The sequence below is a fragment of the Vibrio profundi genome, assembly GCF_005281835.1.
Lineage (GTDB): Bacteria > Pseudomonadota > Gammaproteobacteria > Enterobacterales > Vibrionaceae > Vibrio > Vibrio profundi.
The window spans coordinates 591,581-608,043 of sequence record NZ_RZIS01000002.1 but is presented as its reverse complement, the minus strand read 5'-3'; the positions used below and the strand labels follow the sequence as shown (position 1 = coordinate 608,043).

The 16,463-nt window shown below is 43.5% G+C and carries 15 protein-coding genes; 9 read left to right on the top strand and 6 right to left on the bottom strand.

Features of this window, described 5'->3' with window-relative positions; genetic code table 11:
* The first annotated feature begins 84 nt into the window (after positions 1-84).
* Positions 85-972, top strand: coding sequence for a DMT family transporter (locus ELZ11_RS07595; protein WP_137356777.1), 888 nt, complete (start codon positions 85-87; stop codon positions 970-972).
* A gap of 55 nt (positions 973-1,027) precedes the next feature.
* Positions 1,028-1,645: a glutaredoxin domain-containing protein gene (locus ELZ11_RS07590; RefSeq protein WP_137356776.1), complete on the top strand. Its 618-nt coding sequence runs from the start codon at positions 1,028-1,030 to the stop codon at positions 1,643-1,645.
* Positions 1,646-1,740: 95 nt separating this feature from the next.
* Here the strand turns inward: ELZ11_RS07590 and ELZ11_RS24005 are convergent, their stop codons facing one another.
* From ELZ11_RS24005 to ELZ11_RS07580, 3 genes are all read right to left on the bottom strand, one after another.
* Positions 1,741-1,875, bottom strand: a complete 135-nt coding sequence (locus tag ELZ11_RS24005) for a hypothetical protein (RefSeq protein WP_257619006.1) — start codon at positions 1,873-1,875, stop codon at positions 1,741-1,743.
* Positions 1,876-2,029: 154 nt separating this feature from the next.
* Complete coding sequence (locus tag ELZ11_RS07585) at positions 2,030-2,380, bottom strand: hypothetical protein (protein WP_137356775.1); 351 nt, start codon at positions 2,378-2,380, stop codon at positions 2,030-2,032.
* A 51-nt stretch (positions 2,381-2,431) separates the two neighbouring features.
* Positions 2,432-3,661: a multidrug effflux MFS transporter gene (locus tag ELZ11_RS07580; protein WP_137356774.1), complete on the bottom strand. Its 1,230-nt coding sequence runs from the start codon at positions 3,659-3,661 to the stop codon at positions 2,432-2,434.
* Between the two features lie 78 nt (positions 3,662-3,739).
* On the opposite strand from ELZ11_RS07580, the gene ELZ11_RS07575 reads away from it, so the two are divergent.
* Positions 3,740-4,636 carry a LysR family transcriptional regulator gene (locus ELZ11_RS07575; protein WP_137356773.1) on the top strand — a complete coding sequence of 299 codons (897 nt, stop codon included), beginning with the start codon at positions 3,740-3,742 and terminating at the stop codon, positions 4,634-4,636.
* A gap of 179 nt (positions 4,637-4,815) precedes the next feature.
* A complete protein-coding gene (locus ELZ11_RS07570) occupies positions 4,816-6,651 on the top strand; it encodes a putative bifunctional diguanylate cyclase/phosphodiesterase (protein WP_137356772.1) in 1,836 nt (611 codons plus the stop codon).
* Positions 6,652-6,704: 53 nt separating this feature from the next.
* On the opposite strand, the gene shyA is transcribed toward ELZ11_RS07570, so the two are convergent.
* From shyA to ELZ11_RS07555, 3 genes are all read right to left on the bottom strand, one after another.
* A complete protein-coding gene (shyA, locus tag ELZ11_RS07565) occupies positions 6,705-7,985 on the bottom strand; it encodes a peptidoglycan DD-endopeptidase ShyA (protein WP_137356771.1) in 1,281 nt (426 codons plus the stop codon).
* 195 nt (positions 7,986-8,180) lie between these two features.
* The gene (locus tag ELZ11_RS07560; protein ID WP_137356770.1) at positions 8,181-8,477 is read right to left on the bottom strand and encodes an isoamylase early set domain-containing protein; all 297 of its coding nucleotides are present in this window, start codon (positions 8,475-8,477) and stop codon (positions 8,181-8,183) included.
* A gap of 130 nt (positions 8,478-8,607) precedes the next feature.
* On the bottom strand, positions 8,608-9,231 hold the full coding sequence (locus ELZ11_RS07555) for a hypothetical protein (RefSeq protein WP_137356769.1): 624 nt from the start codon (positions 9,229-9,231) through the stop codon (positions 8,608-8,610).
* An 89-nt stretch (positions 9,232-9,320) separates the two neighbouring features.
* On the opposite strand from ELZ11_RS07555, the gene ELZ11_RS07550 reads away from it, so the two are divergent.
* From ELZ11_RS07550 to ELZ11_RS07530, 5 genes are all read left to right on the top strand, one after another.
* Positions 9,321-9,728 (top strand): GFA family protein, encoded by a 408-nt coding sequence (locus ELZ11_RS07550; protein WP_137356768.1) that lies wholly within the window; start codon positions 9,321-9,323, stop codon positions 9,726-9,728.
* Positions 9,729-9,832: 104 nt separating this feature from the next.
* The gene (locus ELZ11_RS07545) at positions 9,833-10,510 is read left to right on the top strand and encodes a YoaK family protein (RefSeq protein ID WP_137356767.1); all 678 of its coding nucleotides are present in this window, start codon (positions 9,833-9,835) and stop codon (positions 10,508-10,510) included.
* 236 nt (positions 10,511-10,746) lie between these two features.
* Complete coding sequence (locus tag ELZ11_RS07540) at positions 10,747-12,114, top strand: YjiH family protein (RefSeq protein WP_137356766.1); 1,368 nt, start codon at positions 10,747-10,749, stop codon at positions 12,112-12,114.
* A gap of 420 nt (positions 12,115-12,534) precedes the next feature.
* Positions 12,535-14,406, top strand: coding sequence for a methyl-accepting chemotaxis protein (locus tag ELZ11_RS07535; RefSeq protein ID WP_137356765.1), 1,872 nt, complete (start codon positions 12,535-12,537; stop codon positions 14,404-14,406).
* A gap of 168 nt (positions 14,407-14,574) precedes the next feature.
* Positions 14,575-16,443, top strand: coding sequence for a methyl-accepting chemotaxis protein (locus ELZ11_RS07530; RefSeq protein ID WP_137356764.1), 1,869 nt, complete (start codon positions 14,575-14,577; stop codon positions 16,441-16,443).
* The last annotated feature ends 20 nt before the right edge of the window (positions 16,444-16,463 follow it).

Genomic DNA, 16,463 nt, shown 5'->3' with positions numbered 1-16,463 from the left:
TAAGTTATACAAATAAAGTCGATTGGTTTCATAGGGAATTAAACGTATGATTTGGTCAATCACTTTTTATTGACTTTTTACTCTATGACTCAGCCTCACCACCCAGTTCAGGGCGCTAGCTGGATGCTTACCGCTGGGCTTGCATTCGCTATCGTAAACAGCCTCGCGCAAGTCGCCAGTATCAACTTTGGATTAGCTTCAACAACCGTCGCTCTAATTCAATATGCCATCGCGTTGGTCGTTATCCTGCCGTATTTAAGAACGTTAGGTATTCGACAATCTCTAAAAACCAATAATTTAAAACTGCATGTATTACGTGTTTTCCTGTCAGTAATAGGGATTCAATTGTGGTTATGGGCGTTGGCCTACCCTGTTCCAATTTGGCAAGGCATTGCTTTACTTATGACATCGCCTCTTTTCGCAACCATTGGCTCAGGGTTGTTCTTGAAAGAGAAAGTTGGCGCTGCTCGCTGGGGAGCAACATTAGCGGGTTTCATCGGTGCCATGATCATCTTAGAACCTTGGGCTGACGATTTCAGCTGGGCGACTTTATTGCCCGTAGGTGCAGCGTTCTTTTGGGCATGCTACTCCCTAATGGTAAAGCAGCTCTCTTCAAGCGATGGCCCATCAACTATGGTGGTATACCTATTACTTCTGATCACACCATTCAATATTCTGCTAGCCGCTCCCGATTGGCAGATACCGACTGGTTTGACTGTTTGGGCGGTGTTGATTGGCGCTGGCTGCATGACGGCGTTAGCTCAATGGGGAATCGTGAAAGCTTATGCGGTCGCAGACGCTTCTTTTGTACAGCCCTTCGATCACGCAAAATTGCCACTTAACGTATTAGCTGGCTGGGTCGTCTTTAGTTGGGTTCCGCCGGGTAGACTTTGGCTTGGTGCCGCGATCATTGTTGCCTCGGTCGCTTTTATTACTCAGTGGGAAACAAAAAAATCCGCTAAATTGAAATAAATTACGATGCTACCCGTTCTTTTAATTTAAGAGGACTGAATTGAGGCTAAAACGAATGACAAAACCAATCAAAATTACTTTATACCGTTGGGGCGGAAGCTGGGGACCATTTAAGGTAAACATTCCGTGTGGCGAATGTACGCTAACCAAAGATATTCTTCAGGACACGTTTGATAATGAATTGGCAGACGTATCGATTGAACTAGAAGTAAAAGATTGGCTATCTCATTGGTGGGAGCCGTTAAAAATGGGGGTGTGGCATGCGCCAATACTGGTTGTCGAAGGCAAAGTCGTAAGCCAAGGGGAAGCGCTAAACCGTGGTGTATTAATCCAATCTGTGATTAAAGAATGGACGAAACGCGACACATTAAAAGGCAATATTGTTTATGGTAAAGCCACCTGCCCATTTTGTGTGAAAGCGAAAAGTATGCTTGACGAGGCGGGAGTAAAATATCAGTACCACGATGTTGTCAAAGACAGCGCTGCACTTTATCGAATGATCCCAGAAGTTAAAGCCATCATCGGCGAAAAAACACCAGTGACCGTTCCTCAGATCTGGCTTGATGGTAAATACATCGGCGGCGCTGACAATTTAGCCGCTTGGATGAAAGAACACGGCTTAGATTCCATTCCAGATAATGTAGTCGATTTATCCAATCAGTCAGCCAGCTAACTACATTAAGCTTCATTTTTTGGTTCCATCCAAGAACAACAAAGCCCTTAAGAAACGCTCTTAAGGGCTTTGTTTTAAATCCATTTGTCTAACGGCTACTTTGCTATTTTCTTCATCATTCGCTTAACGAGTGACATCTTTTTTGGTTTTGGCTTGCCGTATAACGCTTCGTGCATCATGTTTTTTGCCACAATTTGACCAAGATATGCATTGCCTAATTCGTAACCCATGACTCTCTCCACAAAATGTAATTAAATTTCTATAGAGTCGAATTATACGCCTAACCGAATAACAAACAAGACCAGAGTCACACTTTTGTGTAATTAAATTACATATCGAGATAATAAAAAAGCCAGCGAATTTATCGCTAGCCTTTATAAGTCTTTAGCTACGCTTAGGTTGCTTATACGTTTTACCAGCCGTTTGATAAGTTTCTTTCTGCTTAACTTCAAACATAGATTCGAAGAACCAAGCCGCGAATTTAATCAGATCGTCACCTTCATTCATAACATGCTCAACGAACTCTTGCTCTTCACCTTGATCATTTTCTTGAAGCGTTACGTGATAAATACGACGCTCGCTTTCAACTTCAGCCAGCGCAAATTGACCGGTCAGCGACTCAGCTGCTTCAGATACTTCAGATACTTCATGTTTCTTCAATAGCTCTAGAGCTTGAGGAAGGTTTTCTTGTTCACAGATACTTTTTACTAGCGTTTCAAATTCACTATGCTGCATGATTTCTACCTATAAGATTGACCGCCGCATTGTAAGAAACCCTTACCGCAATTACAACGCCTGCGATGCAAGTGCCTGCTTATGCCTGCGATTCGAACTGACTAATACGGCCCCCATAATCGCCCCAGCCACAATATAGAAAATGCCTAAGCTCATTTGATCCGAAACCCAATATTCAACGAGATAACCACCGAGTAACCCTGCACCACACATTTGCACTGAGCCAGATAGCGCAGACACCGCGCCCGCTTGTTTCTTATGAGGTTCCAACAACATACTGATAGACAAAGGAAAAGACATACCCTGACCTATCGTTAGCCACGTAAATGCCCACACTAAGTTAAAAATACTTAACGGTGTAAACATCAACCACAATCCAGAAGCCAACATAATCGCAATTGCAATACTCATGATCTGTGGAGTCGAGAAACGTCGATTAATAATATTCAGCGTTACACTGCCGATCATAAGGCCTGCGGAAGGAATGATCATCAATGTGCCGTACTCCGCAGCGGTTAATCCTAACTGCTCTTGCATCAAAAACGGGAATACAGATAGTGACACCAAGGCCGCTAAATAGCTCACCCAGTTATAGCTCGCACTGCTGATCACTTGCTTATTAGTCAGTAAACTTCCGTAGTTTTTAATTACTGCACCGATTTGAAACTTGGACTTCCCGTATGGCAAAGTTTCGGGAAGGATAAAGTAGCCTAATGTAAATATTGCTAATAAATACGCTAGAACAAAGCCAAATACTGCCTGCCAACCAAGGTGGAAAGCGATCCACCCGCCGAACACCGGAGCGATAATAGGCATCACGGAAGCGGTAATCGATATATACGAAAGCGCTCGGGTCAAATGGAAACCATCGTAGCTGTCTCTTAATACACTACGGCCAAGTACTGACGCACTACCGGCACCTAAGCCTTGTAACAAGCGGCCGAGTTCAAGCGCAAAAGCGCTATCAGAGAATGCAATACACACAATCGTGCCGACCAAGTAAATACCTTGACCCAATATAAAGATTGGTCGCCGTCCAATGGCATCAGACATAGGTCCGTAGACGAGTTGAGAGACACCAAACCCTACCAAAAATAAAGTGACGAGTAGCTGAACATCCACTTGAGAAATACCAAGATCACCACTAATTAGCGGTAGTGATGGTAAGTAAATGCTTACACCGACCTGTCCCGTTGCAATGATCATCATTGCAAGAAGTAGTGGTGCTTTTTTAAACGCAGATGCTGATGTGTTAGTTTCTTTTGCTTGATTTTTATTCATGGATTTATCTTACATTCAAACCTAACACCTGATAATCATGTAAAATGGAATTTGATTAAGTCCTATCAGGAATCAATTATGGATTGGATACTCAACGTTAGAAGTTACGTTCGCGTAGTGGAAGAAGGCAGTTTTAACGGTGCAGCCCGAAAGCTCAATACAACCAGCTCAGCCATCAGCAAGCGAGTAAACTGGCTGGAAGAAAGGATTGGAACTCAGTTGCTCAAGCGCACCACGCGCTCAATAAGCCAAACTGAAGCGGGAGCTTTATTTTATGAACGCGCCAAAGATCAACTCGATAGTTGGCAATCGGTCATAGATGAAACTCGCTCAGTGAATCAAACTCCGGCAGGGTTATTAAAAATAGGCGCGACCATTGCCGTAGGCTCAAAGTTTTTAGTTCAGTATCTTGATGATTTCCTTGAACAATACCCTGATATTAAAGTTCAGCTGATCACTACAACGCCCGGGCAGTTACCAGCGCTTAGCTTAGATTTAGTACTTAGCCGAGAGCTTGAGCAACTGAATTCTCTTAGCTTCAAAAAGACACCTTTGTTTGAACATAAGGCCGGTTTCTACGCCTCTCCTAGCTATTTAGCAAAGCACCCTGCCCCAACTTGTGTGGAAGATCTAGAGTCTCACAACATGCTGATTTGGGGTGAAAGACACGTTCGTGAAGTTAGGCTTACCAATGGGAAAAAACTGACCCTTACCGGAAACTTCTCTACTACCAACCCAGAAGCCCTATTTCATGGCGCGAAACGCGGAATGGGCGTGCTACTTACCGTGCAAGCCATGATCAAAGATGAGCTGAAATTAGGGACATTGGTTCCATTACTGCCTGAAATTACCGCAGATGAAGCCATGGTATACGCGTATTACCCCAAATTGGACTATCAACACACTAGAACCAAATTATTTTTGGACTACCTAAAAAACCGATTAAAAGAAAGGGAGCAATTAGAAAGCTTATAGCCCAGAACACTCGTAAATACTTATGGAAGCTGTTGATAGTTTTTACTATTGAGAAAGATATTGTTAGCAACTTTTCTCATCAAATGGATTGAAAATCACTCCATCTTCGTCAATAGTAAATAACATGCATATAATAATTATTTAAGTGCATTATCTTGGCTTAAAATGGATAAAGCCCTATGGAAAAAAGTTCGGCTACTCACACTATAGATCTCAATACTATCGGTCGTATCATCAAGCTTGATGGACGTGATTTGCTTGAAGCTGCGGCTCTAACTTTACACCAAGCGCTCAATACTCGGTGCACAAGTATCGTAGAAAAGAAGCGCTTCCAGGAAACCATTACCCCAATCGCTCTAGCACACAGTGACAATATAGAAAAAGAGCTTTCCCTCAGTGCCAAAGAAGAGGTTTGCAATACTTCTAAAGGTGCTCAATGCCAATACTGTGCATATACGGACTCATTTTTTAGCGATATCCCAAAAGAGGCATTCACTCAAGAAATCGCTAACCCAAACTATGTTGCTATCCCTATCAAGTCTCAAAGTGGCGAAATTATGGGAGTGCTTTACTCTTCCTTTAAAATGAGTCAAACACCTGAACAGCTAAGCCGTGCGATCCATTACCACCAGCTGATCGCAGACCTCACTTTTCACGCGCTACGAGAACTATGGTTTAGTGAGCGATCAGACCAATTGCTAAACCAGCTTAGCTATGAAGTGTCTCACGACAGCCTGACAGGGTTACTCAATCGAAGCTGCTTATCAGACACATTAGAGTCGATCACTCAGCAGTCACCAAGGCCGTTTACGCTTGCTTTTCTCGACATCAACAACTTCAAAATGATCAACGATGTAAATGGTAACTACATTGGCGATCGCATTATCAAATTTACCGCAGAAAGCATTACTGCTTCGATCCCTGAACCCGAACTCGCATTCCGAGTGGCAGGCGATGAGTTTGCTTTCATCACTTACTCTGATGATCCAATCAAAGTGTGCCACCAGATCTTGGAGAAAATCGAATTCGGTTACAACGACTCAACCCGACAGATTCCGTTCTCTGTGAGTATAGGGATAGCGAGAGCACAGCAAAACGCCAAGGACATCGATAACTTACTGCTTAATACAAGCTTGGCCCTCAAAGACTGCAAACAAAACCCCGATATCCAAGTTCAGTGTTACGACACGCACTTAAGCGCTCAGTATTACCGCAAAACTCAGCTTGTCGAAGCGATAAGAATTGAACTCACCAGCCCTGTATCTGAAGACAATGAACTATTTGTAGTGGTACAGCCCATCGTTTCGCACAACGAGCCACATTGGGACTATTTTGAAGTGCTCACCCGCTGGAACTCCTCGGTTCACGGTTTCGTGTCGCCTGTTGAATTCATTCAAGCAGCAGAACAGTCTGGGCTGATCGTTGAATTAGGCGAACGCATCATTGAACTTGCCTGCCTAGCTAAGCGTCGCCTTGAAGATGGATTGGGTTACAAAGTGAAGTTAGGGCTGAATTGCTCGGCGCATGAGCTTCGCGACTCCCAGCGCTATCTCAACCATTTAACGAGTGTAGTGAAGCGACACGGATTTGAACCCAATGAGTTTGTTATTGAATTAACCGAAACAGTGCTACTGACCCAGGCCAATGAAGTGAAAGATGTGCTCCAATCACTACGTACAATGGGCTTCACTGTCGCTCTGGATGACTTTGGTACTGGATACTCGAGTTTAAATTACATTCATAGCTATCCGATTGATTGTATTAAGATTGATGCGACTTTCATTCGCAACTTATTGGATAACGAAACCTCAGAAAGCGTGGTGTGGCTGATCATAAAATTGGCTCAACAGCTCAAAGTGAAGTTGGTCGCGGAAGGAGTCGAACACAAAGAAGAGCGGGATAAGTTGCATGCGATGGGGTGTGCTCAAATCCAAGGCTATTTCTATTCGCGGCCAGAAAAGCCCGACATCATTATCGACAGCATTGCTCGAAATATCGAAGAGCGTCGCGCATAAAAAATCGCAGGTTAAAACCTGCGATTTTTTGTGTAGGCAAAGCCAGTTAGACGTTAACCTTGCTTCTCTTCCTGCGCTTTTAACAAGCTATCCGCTTCATCACGTAAAGCGATGAAAGCCGCTTTTTCTTTCTTCGGCACAGAGTTCGCCATTGGAATATTTGCTTTCATCGCATTCACCGGGCGGCCACGTTCAATCAATTCGTAGTGAAGGTGTGGGCCAGTAACACGGCCAGTGTTTCCAGATAAACCAATTTTCTGACCTCGCGTAACCTTTTGTCCTTTACGCACCAATATTTTGCTCAAGTGCAAATAGCGAGTCTTATAAGTACTGCCATGTTGAATCACCACGTAGTTACCCGCATATGGGTGCTTACGCGTCATGACAACTTGGCCATCACCAGTCGACATCACAGCAGTGCCAATTGGCGTCGCAAAGTCAGTACCATTATGTGGACTAACGCGGCCTGTTACTGGGTGCAAGCGTTTAGGGTTAAAGTTAGAACTCAAACGCCAATTGCGGCTCACAGGGTAACGCTGGAATGCACGTTGTAAGCTGTCACCATTCGCATCATAGTATTGACCATCGCTATGCAGGTAAGCGGTTAGCTCTCGACTACGGTTAAAAATCTTAATGGCTTCTATTTCGCGCTTTCCAGTCGCGACGCCATCAACAAATTGTTTCTTCTGCAAGACTTCAAACTTATCACCCGCACGTAAGTCACGGCTAAAGTTCAACTTGTCTTTAAGTAAAGAGACAACATGATCAATTTCGACACTGCTTAAACCCAGCTTATTCGCTGATGTGGAAAAGCTACCTTGAATATCCCCGACCAAAGCGAATTGTTGCCAATCACCCGGAATAGAAATGTCTTTATATTCGTAACTGCCGTCATCCAAACGCTTGTACACCACTTTATCGGCAGCGTTGAAAACAAGTTCCATTTTAATGAGGTCACCGCTGGCTTCATCACGCCAGAATCTCAGTTGGTTGCCAGGTTTGAGGGTATCCAAAGCAAGGTAGTTCAGATCCGTTTCCATCACATTCATCATGGAACGGTAAGAAAAGCCAAGTTGAGTGAAGATGCTGCTTAAGTTATCACCTGAACGAATTTCATATTCAAACGAAGGTGGGTTTACTGCAGGAATACTAGACGACAGAATGGAATCAATGACCGATGATTCCGGAAGATTAAGTTCTATCGTCTTTTTTAAACTTGAGTCAGAAGAGCTGATAGAAATACCGACGATAGCCACGAGCGGGAGACTAAAGGCCAGCACTTTTTTCAGTGGCGAAAGCTCAGCTATAGGAGAAGGTAGTAATTTAGAATACACAATAAACAGGTCTTTCTACGATAAAAGTTAGAGGATATGCTTTTCTTACGCATAAATCATCATCGTAATGTCATTATATGAGGCTTATCAGCCTCTAAAACCAATAATCAACTACTTACCAAAAAACAAAAAGCCAGAAGCATAAGGCTTCTGGCTGATAAAATTGTAATTTCATTCAGGGCGGTGATATGCCCGTTATTGTACTGTTGATACTAGGCAGTTATCTTCGCCAAATTCATTTGCAACATAGCTATCTGCATTCGCATCGTTTACCCATTGCTGATCATTCACTAAGTAGCGAAACTGGAATTGGCTATTTTTAGGTAAACGCGTTCTGAACTTGTACGTTTTACCTTTAGCGAGCTTTTTCATTGGGGTGGCTTTCCAGTCAAGAAAGTCAGCGACGATCGATACCGATTCCGCTTCTTGAGCTTCTAACTCAAAAGTTACTTCTACTTCATCTTTCGTTTTGAAAAAACGTTTGTTAATCATTTCGGCAAGCTCCATTTGTATAAATATTGCTGACACAAACTCATACTGTGTGTCTAAATTTCATTCATCTAACAAAGATGATATGTAATTTAGCTCACATAAACAACAAAACATTGCATCCCATAAAAACTTAACGTTCAACAATCAGTTGCGTATTGAATTCAAACTCTTTTGTAGTTTTTTGTGCTGGCGATTCCGCCATTGCCTGCCCTTCGGCATGCTGCAAAAAGCTCACCACACCCGTATTGTCACTTTCAAAGTTTAATCCTGTAATTTGTACTCGGTCACCTAAGAATAAGCTGTCTACTAAGATAACTCGGCTACGAGCAGCATCGAATTTAAACTGAGCAAGAAAATGAAAGACACCGGAGCCTTGGTTTGAGACCGTCATAGGTGCAAAAAAGAAGCGTTGTCCATCTAACTCTTGATTCATTAGAATTGCCGTATCCACGGTAACTACGCCGCGCTCGGCACCTGAGTCGTAGCGCCCTGATGCATTTTCTAACTGCGCATCATATTCATCAATAAACGCAAACGCATGAGTTTCTGGAACCTTTACCGTCCAAGGGTTAGTCGCCTTAACATTGAATACCGCTAATGCTACCGGATCAATTTGTTGTTGAGCGGACGGGAACTTCGCGAGGATCTCTTCATCCGTCAAGCTGAACCGATACACACCAGCAACAATGACAACAACTAACAGTACAATTGGGATCAATAAGATTAGAGGAATTGGCAAAATTCGTTTTTTCATAATAACTTACGTATGAGGTTCCTTGTCCATTTGTGCAGACCTTAAAGGGCTTTGATATAATAAGCAATAAGCACCCATAAAATTACGAGATGCGTATGGAAACCAAAACCCGAAGTTGTGATTGTCGATGTGGTGCCACTAGCCTTATCTGCAAAGGCGAACCACTAAGAACGGCCGTGTGTCATTGTTTCGAATGCCAGAAACGTACAGGTAGCGTATTCGGTGTTCAAGTTCGTTTTCTCGCAGAACAGGTTGACCTTATTGGCAATGTTACGGCCTTTACCCGCATTAGTGATTCCGGCAATGAGGTGTCTTACCAATTTTGTCCGAATTGCGGCACCACCATGTTGCTTCAAGTCTCCGCGGCACCCGAATGTTTGGTTGTCCCTCTAGGATTATTCAAAGAACGAGATTTCCCAACACCGAGCTTTTCGGTTTATGAAGAACGCAAACACGGTTGGGTCAAATTCGATTGCCAAATGGAACACTACGAATAACTGACTACTCTCTTGAGTAGGATCAAGTAAACCCTAACGATTGCCGTTCGGCCACACCTTAGCTAGCAGTATAATCACGCTCCTTTTCGTTTGGAGCGCATGCCATGATCTCAAGATTACCTCGTTGGGTAGAATACGGTGCCTTTCTGCTGACCGCATTAGCAGGCTCAGTCAATTCTATTGGCCTTATGAGCTTCCAACATCAAGCTATTTCTCACCTTTCTGGCACCATGACTTTGCTGGGCAGCGATCTACTCTCCCCCTCACCTTCAACCGTTCACTTAATCATGGTTGTATTGAGTTTTCTTCTCGGTTCAATGTTTAGTGGTTGGTTTATCGATAATCAAGCATTGAAGCTTGGACGATGCTACGGCGTTGCTTTATGTATAGAAGGAAGCTTACTTTTGCTGGCCTTACTAGCGCTAATGCACGACTTTGTATGGGGGCAGTATTTCGCTTCTGCTGCGTGTGGTCTTCAAAATGCGATGATCACAACCTTTAGTGGCGCAATCATTCGTACCACTCACATGACAGGCATCGTCACTGATCTCGGGATAATGCTAGGCGCATGTTTAAAAGGCGTGCCATTCGACCGACGCAAAGCCAAGTTGTTTTCTTTTATTATTGCTGGATTCATTCTAGGAGGTTATCTAGGTGCCAGCCTATATACACAGATCGGAATTCTGTCACTTCTATTCCCCGCTCTCTGCGCGTTCTTTATCGCTCTGAGCTACTGGCTATACTTACTATTCACGCAGTTTAGAATCGATCAAAAAGGTTAATTTACAAAATCATTAGCAACAAAATGTAAACAGGTGTAACATACACAAAACATTCATCTATAAATACCAACTTTTACAGAATGAATGTGATGAATACTTACCTCAATTTAATGAATAGTATTGCAATGCCTGATTATACTAGGTAATCTTGCGATCATTGAGTAAATACGGATGTTTAGTGAATAGATATGCCAAGGACAATGGCAACTTTTACTAGTAGTAATACGAGAATAATAATGCTTAACAATGCTAATGCTACAGAAGCGCCAAAGAAAGGTAGCTTCTGGATTTTCCTAATCCCATCACTTATCGGTTTATTCCTTTTCATGGCGCCAATCAGCTATGACGGTGATTTAACAATTCCAGTTGCGATTCTAGCTAAGTCAATCCAAGCTCTTTTTGGCGATCACTTAGTAGCAATTATTGCGACTATCATTGCGTTTATGTCTGTGGCTTCCCTTTTGTGCAAAGTTTTCAAGCCAGCATTCATTGAAGACAATGCTTTCCTACAAGGCTTATTTAACCCTTCTCCATTATGGCTAGCGGTTCGTCTTATCGGCGGCGCTGCGGTGATCATGACGACATTCCAAGTCGGCCCTGAAGCTATTTGGGAAGAAAACACTGGTGGCTTAGTATTAGAAGGCCTGTTACCAACGCTATTCTCAGTATTCATTTTTGCGGGTTTGCTACTGCCTCTACTATTAAACTTCGGTCTTTTAGAGCTATTTGGCACGCTACTTAGCAAAATCATGCGCCCTATCTTTAACTTACCAGGCCGTAGTGCAATCGACTGTATGGCTTCTTGGTTAGGCGATGGTAGTGTAGGTATCTTGCTAACGAGCAAGCAATACGAAAACAAGTTCTACACGCAGCGTGAAGCGGCAGTAGTAGGTACAACTTTCTCTGCGGTATCTATCACATTCAGCTTAGTTGTTATTGCTCAAGTTGAGCTTGAACACTTATTCCTACCTTTCTACGGTGCTATCTGTTTAGCGGGTATTGTGGCAGCTGTAGTTATTCCACGTTTACCGCCTCTAAGCATGAAGAAAGACACATTCATCGACGGTACAGCGCCAAAAGAAGACGCAGATGCGATTCCAGCTGGCTACACGACGTTCTCTTGGGGTCTTGAGCTAGCAGTAAATAAAGCTTCACAAGTAAAATCGGCAAAAGCGGTATTCGGTGAAGGTGTACGTAACGCGGTTGATATGGTGTTTGGCGTGCTTCCTGTTGTAATGGGACTTGGTACTGTCGCACTCGTTGTTGCTGAATACACGTCTGTATTCTCTGTTCTAGGTCAACCGTTCATTCCATTCCTAGAGTTACTAGGTGTGCCAGAAGCAGTAGCAGCATCAGAAACAATCGTAGTTGGTTTTGCTGACATGTTCATTCCAGCTATCCTAGCGGCTTCTATTGATAATGAAATGACACGCTTCGTAATTGCAGCAATGTCGGTTACACAGCTGATTTACATGTCTGAAGTAGGTGCTCTACTTCTAGGAAGTAAGATTCCAGTCAACATCGTAGAGCTGTTCATTATCTTCATTCTACGTACTTTGATCACTCTTCCAATTATTGCGGGTGTTGCCCACCTAATTTTCTAGAGTCTACACTGAACAAATATCAAACAAAGCCTCACTCTTGTGAGGCTTTTTTATTGTTAGAACAAAAACTTATTTTGCATTTTTGAAGAACTAAAAAGAAATGCATAAGATAAACATTAAAATTCACAATAAGAACCAATAAGCACACAGTATAATAGGCATCTAAATCAATACTATTTCACATTCCTTCTCAGATTAATCCATACAAACCACGATTTAACCTATATAAAACAAAGGTTAGACAATCGATATCACACTATAGGCAATAAATACTACTTAACTATTTAAAAGAAAGGTTAATGTGGGCATTGCGTGGAACGAGTTACAGAAATGTTATTAAGTTTACGCCATACTTACCGATACAAATCAAAACATAATAATAAATTAACTATTCGCTGTGCACGAGAAAGGGGTTCTTTCATGAAATTTAGTCATAAGGTAGTTGCAGCATCTTCCGCGCTGCTTCTGGTTACCATATCTTTGCTGTCTATTCAGCAGCTATACACTGTTAGAAATGCTGTTGAGAACCACGTCAGCGCAAGTTTAAAAGAAATGGTTGAAGGGGTTAAAAATACCGTGGTCGCTGAGATGTCGTCTAAAAAATCTCTTGCGCAATCCACCACAGAAGTCATAGAAATTGCTCCTAATGACAAAAACTATGTTAAGACCATACTAGAGAAACCTCATTTAAAAGGGAGCTTTCTTGCAGTTGGTTTCGGCTACGAAAGCAACGGTTTCGTTATTGAAAATGATGATGCGTGGGACGCAGGGCCAGATTACGATCCCCGCAAGCGCCCTTGGTACATTGATGCCAAATCTAAGAATTCACTTGTCGTAACTGCGCCATACGTAGACGCTTCAAGCAAAAACGTCATCATCTCTGTAGGTACTCCAGTAAAAGAGAACGGACGCTTTGTGGCGGGCATGTTCTACGACCTAGAGCTCACCAACCTAGCAGCCTTAGTAAACAAGGTGAATCTATTTGATGCAGGCTATCTATTCATCGTAACGGCGGACGGTACTACCATCGCTCACCCAGAAACGAAGAACAACGGCGAAAAGCTATCAAGCTATCTACCGCAAGTCGCAATTAATGAATCGATTCAAGAAATCGAAATGAATGGCACAACCTTCATGGTTCGATTTACTCACATCCCAAGCGAAGACTGGTATGTAGGTTCAATTATCAATGAAGATATCGCCTTTGCTGCAGTAAGTGACTTAAGAAATAGCTCAATCATTTACACCATCATCGCACTTATCTTAAGTGTTATTGCATTAACTATGCTGATCCGTTTCTTAATGCGCCCACTTGAAACATTGAACGACGCAATTAACGACGTGGCATCAGGTCAAGGTGATCTAACCAAGCGCCTAGACACGAATACTGACTACGAATTCTCTGAGCTGGCGAAAGGCTTCAACAAGTTTACGGAAACACTGCAAAACCAGATCACTCAATCAAAGGCGATTGGGAAAGAGATCATGCGTGGTACTGAGATGACGGCTGTCGGCGCACAAGAATCGGCAAATGCGATGAGCACCCAACTTCAAGAGTTAGAGCAACTTGCTACCGCTATGAATGAAATGGCGGTCACTGCGACTGAAGTGGCCAACAATGCGCAAGGCGCTGCTGCTGCTGCGAAAGACGCTGATGACGCAACCATGGACGGCACATCTGTTGTAAGTGACACCACACAAGCGATAGATAACTTGTCTGCTCGCATCGACCAAGCCGTTGAAGAAGTGAAGGTATTAGAATCGGCAACGGCTAACATTGAAACAATTCTAAAAGTAATCAATGATATTGCAGACCAAACTAACTTACTGGCATTAAACGCAGCAATCGAAGCAGCACGTGCAGGTGAGTCGGGTCGTGGCTTTGCCGTGGTGGCAGATGAAGTACGAACGTTGGCACAACGTACCCAACAATCGACCACTGAAATTCGTAGCATGATCGAACAGCTTCAAGCAGGCGCAAGCTCGGTATCAACTGCTATGAACCAAAGTAAAGATACTGCGACAGAAGCCGTAGATAGAGCGCAACAAGCCAATACGTCTCTTGAGCGTATTCGCAACTCTATCCAGCAGATTTCTGATATGAACATTCAGATTGCATCTGCAGCTGAAGAGCAAAGCCTAGTAGCAGAAGAGATCAACAACAACACTGTTAAGATCAAAGACCTGTCGACCCAGGTAGCGAACTCCGCAGAGCAAGCTAACTCAGCAATGCAAGTTCAAACAGACAATGTTCGTGAACAAGATTCGATTCTTAACAAGTTCATTGTGTAGAGCAAATATTACTCACTAAACATGAAAAGCGAGGGAAACCTCGCTTTTTTGTACCCCTAATTCTCTAAATTCACTTTTCACTCAGCAAAATTCAGCATTCAACTGGATGAACTTGATATTCCTAACTATAAATTTATAAATAATTGAAAATAAACGTTAGGGACGACCATGAAATTTAGTCACAAGATCGTTGCCGCTTCTTCGGCGCTTCTTCTCGTCACCGTATCAATGCTCACCGCTAAACAATACTTCACAATGCAAGATGAGCTCGAACAACAGGTCGAAGCCAGTGTTATTGAAATCGTTGACGGGGTTCGCAATACCGTTGCATCAGTGATCAATGGCAAAAAGGATGTAGCAGCGTATTCCACCAGCATGTTGGAGCTCGACTTGTCGCCCAACAAAATCAGGGATGTGATTACTCGCCCTGTCGTTAAAAACTCTTTTCTACTTGCGGGGATTGGCTTTGAGAGCGATGGTTCCAACATCAGTAATGATCCGAGCTGGGATCCCGGCCCGACATGGGATCCTCGTGTTCGCCCTTGGTACATCGATGCAAAGAACGCTAATAAGCTGATCATCACCGCCCCATACGCGGATTCTGCTACTAACGAAATATTAGTATCCATTGCTACCCCAGTAAAAGATCGAGGGCAGTTCATCGGTGCCATTTTCTATGACGTAAGCTTAGGAAGCCTAGCTGAATTGGTTAATCAGGTGAAACTGTTTAATGCTGGTTATGTATTCATGGTAGCAGGAGACGGCACAACGATTGCGCACCCAGACAAAGACAAAAACGGCAAACCAATGTCGGACTATATGCCGAACATCAATATCTTAGAACAGCCACAGCAAGTCGTCTTAGATAACACTGCTTACACTCTGAATTTTGCGGCGATTCCGGGTGAAGACTGGTATGTAGGCGTGGTACTTGATGAGGAAGTCGCTTACGCGTCTATTGCAGATTTACGTAACAGTTCAATTATCTACACCATTGCGTCCTTAGTGATCAGTATTGCCCTACTACTCGTTCTGATCCGAACATTGATGCGCCCTCTCGATGTGCTAAACCACGCTATTCAAGGCGTCGCGAGCGGCCATGGTGACCTAACTCAAAGGCTCGATACCAATACCGATAAAGAGTTCTCAGAACTCGCTGCGGGCTTTAATACCTTCACGGGTACGCTTCAGCAGCAAATCATCCAATCCAAAGCCATTGGTGCTGAGATACTCCGGGGTTCAGAATCAACCGCTGTTGGCCTTCAAGAGTCTTCTGAAGCGATGCGTGACCAACTTCATGAGCTAGAGCAACTCGCGACAGCCATGCACGAAATGGCGACCACTTCTTCAGATGTTGCAAACAATGCTCAAGGCGCGGCGTCTGCTGCTAAAGTGGCGGATGATGCGACACAAGAAGGCACATTGGTTGTTACCGATACCACTTCAGCCATTGATACGTTAGCAAGCCGAATCGATGAAGCAGTAGAAGAAGTCAAAGTATTAGAAAGCGCGACCAGCAACATTGAAACAATCTTGAAGGTTATCAATGACATTGCCGATCAAACCAACCTACTTGCGCTCAATGCAGCAATAGAAGCAGCGCGTGCGGGTGAATCTGGTCGAGGCTTTGCGGTGGTTGCCGATGAAGTAAGAACCTTGGCTCAACGAACTCAGGAATCAACAACTGAAATTCGCAATATGATTGAACAATTGCAGGCGGGTGCCAGCTCGGTATCTAACGCAATGAACCAAAGTAAAACCACGGCGACCGATGCAGTAGAGCGTGCTCAGCAGGCAAATGCAGCATTGGAGCGTATTCGAGAATCGATTCAAGAAATCTCGGATATGAATATTCAAATCGCCTCAGCGGCGGAAGAGCAAAGCTTGGTAGCAGAGGAAATCAACAACAACACAGTTAAAATTAAAGACCTTTCAGTACAAGTCTCAGACGCCGCCGACAACGCGAACTCTGCTATGCAGGTTCAAACCGACAACGTACGTGAGCAAGACGCAATTTTGAATAAATTTATCGTATAACTGGGGTTGCATCATCTAAC

Bases quoted from the DNA above. Each gene is read 5' to 3' on its own strand.
- ELZ11_RS07595 (WP_137356777.1), top strand. From the start codon at position 85: ATGACTCAGCCTCACCACCCAGTTCAGGGCGCTAGCTGGATGCTTACC.
- ELZ11_RS07590 (WP_137356776.1), top strand. From the start codon at position 1,028: ATGACAAAACCAATCAAAATTACTTTATACCGTTGGGGCGGAAGCTGG.
- ELZ11_RS24005 (WP_257619006.1), bottom strand. From the start codon at position 1,875: ATGGGTTACGAATTAGGCAATGCATATCTTGGTCAAATTGTGGCAAAA.
- ELZ11_RS07585 (WP_137356775.1), bottom strand. From the start codon at position 2,380: ATGCAGCATAGTGAATTTGAAACGCTAGTAAAAAGTATCTGTGAACAA.
- ELZ11_RS07580 (WP_137356774.1), bottom strand. From the start codon at position 3,661: ATGAATAAAAATCAAGCAAAAGAAACTAACACATCAGCATCTGCGTTT.
- ELZ11_RS07575 (WP_137356773.1), top strand. From the start codon at position 3,740: ATGGATTGGATACTCAACGTTAGAAGTTACGTTCGCGTAGTGGAAGAA.
- ELZ11_RS07570 (WP_137356772.1), top strand. From the start codon at position 4,816: ATGGAAAAAAGTTCGGCTACTCACACTATAGATCTCAATACTATCGGT.
- ELZ11_RS07560 (WP_137356770.1), bottom strand. From the start codon at position 8,477: ATGATTAACAAACGTTTTTTCAAAACGAAAGATGAAGTAGAAGTAACT.
- ELZ11_RS07555 (WP_137356769.1), bottom strand. From the start codon at position 9,231: ATGAAAAAACGAATTTTGCCAATTCCTCTAATCTTATTGATCCCAATT.
- ELZ11_RS07550 (WP_137356768.1), top strand. From the start codon at position 9,321: ATGCGTATGGAAACCAAAACCCGAAGTTGTGATTGTCGATGTGGTGCC.
- ELZ11_RS07545 (WP_137356767.1), top strand. From the start codon at position 9,833: ATGATCTCAAGATTACCTCGTTGGGTAGAATACGGTGCCTTTCTGCTG.
- ELZ11_RS07540 (WP_137356766.1), top strand. From the start codon at position 10,747: ATGCTTAACAATGCTAATGCTACAGAAGCGCCAAAGAAAGGTAGCTTC.
- ELZ11_RS07535 (WP_137356765.1), top strand. From the start codon at position 12,535: ATGAAATTTAGTCATAAGGTAGTTGCAGCATCTTCCGCGCTGCTTCTG.
- ELZ11_RS07530 (WP_137356764.1), top strand. From the start codon at position 14,575: ATGAAATTTAGTCACAAGATCGTTGCCGCTTCTTCGGCGCTTCTTCTC.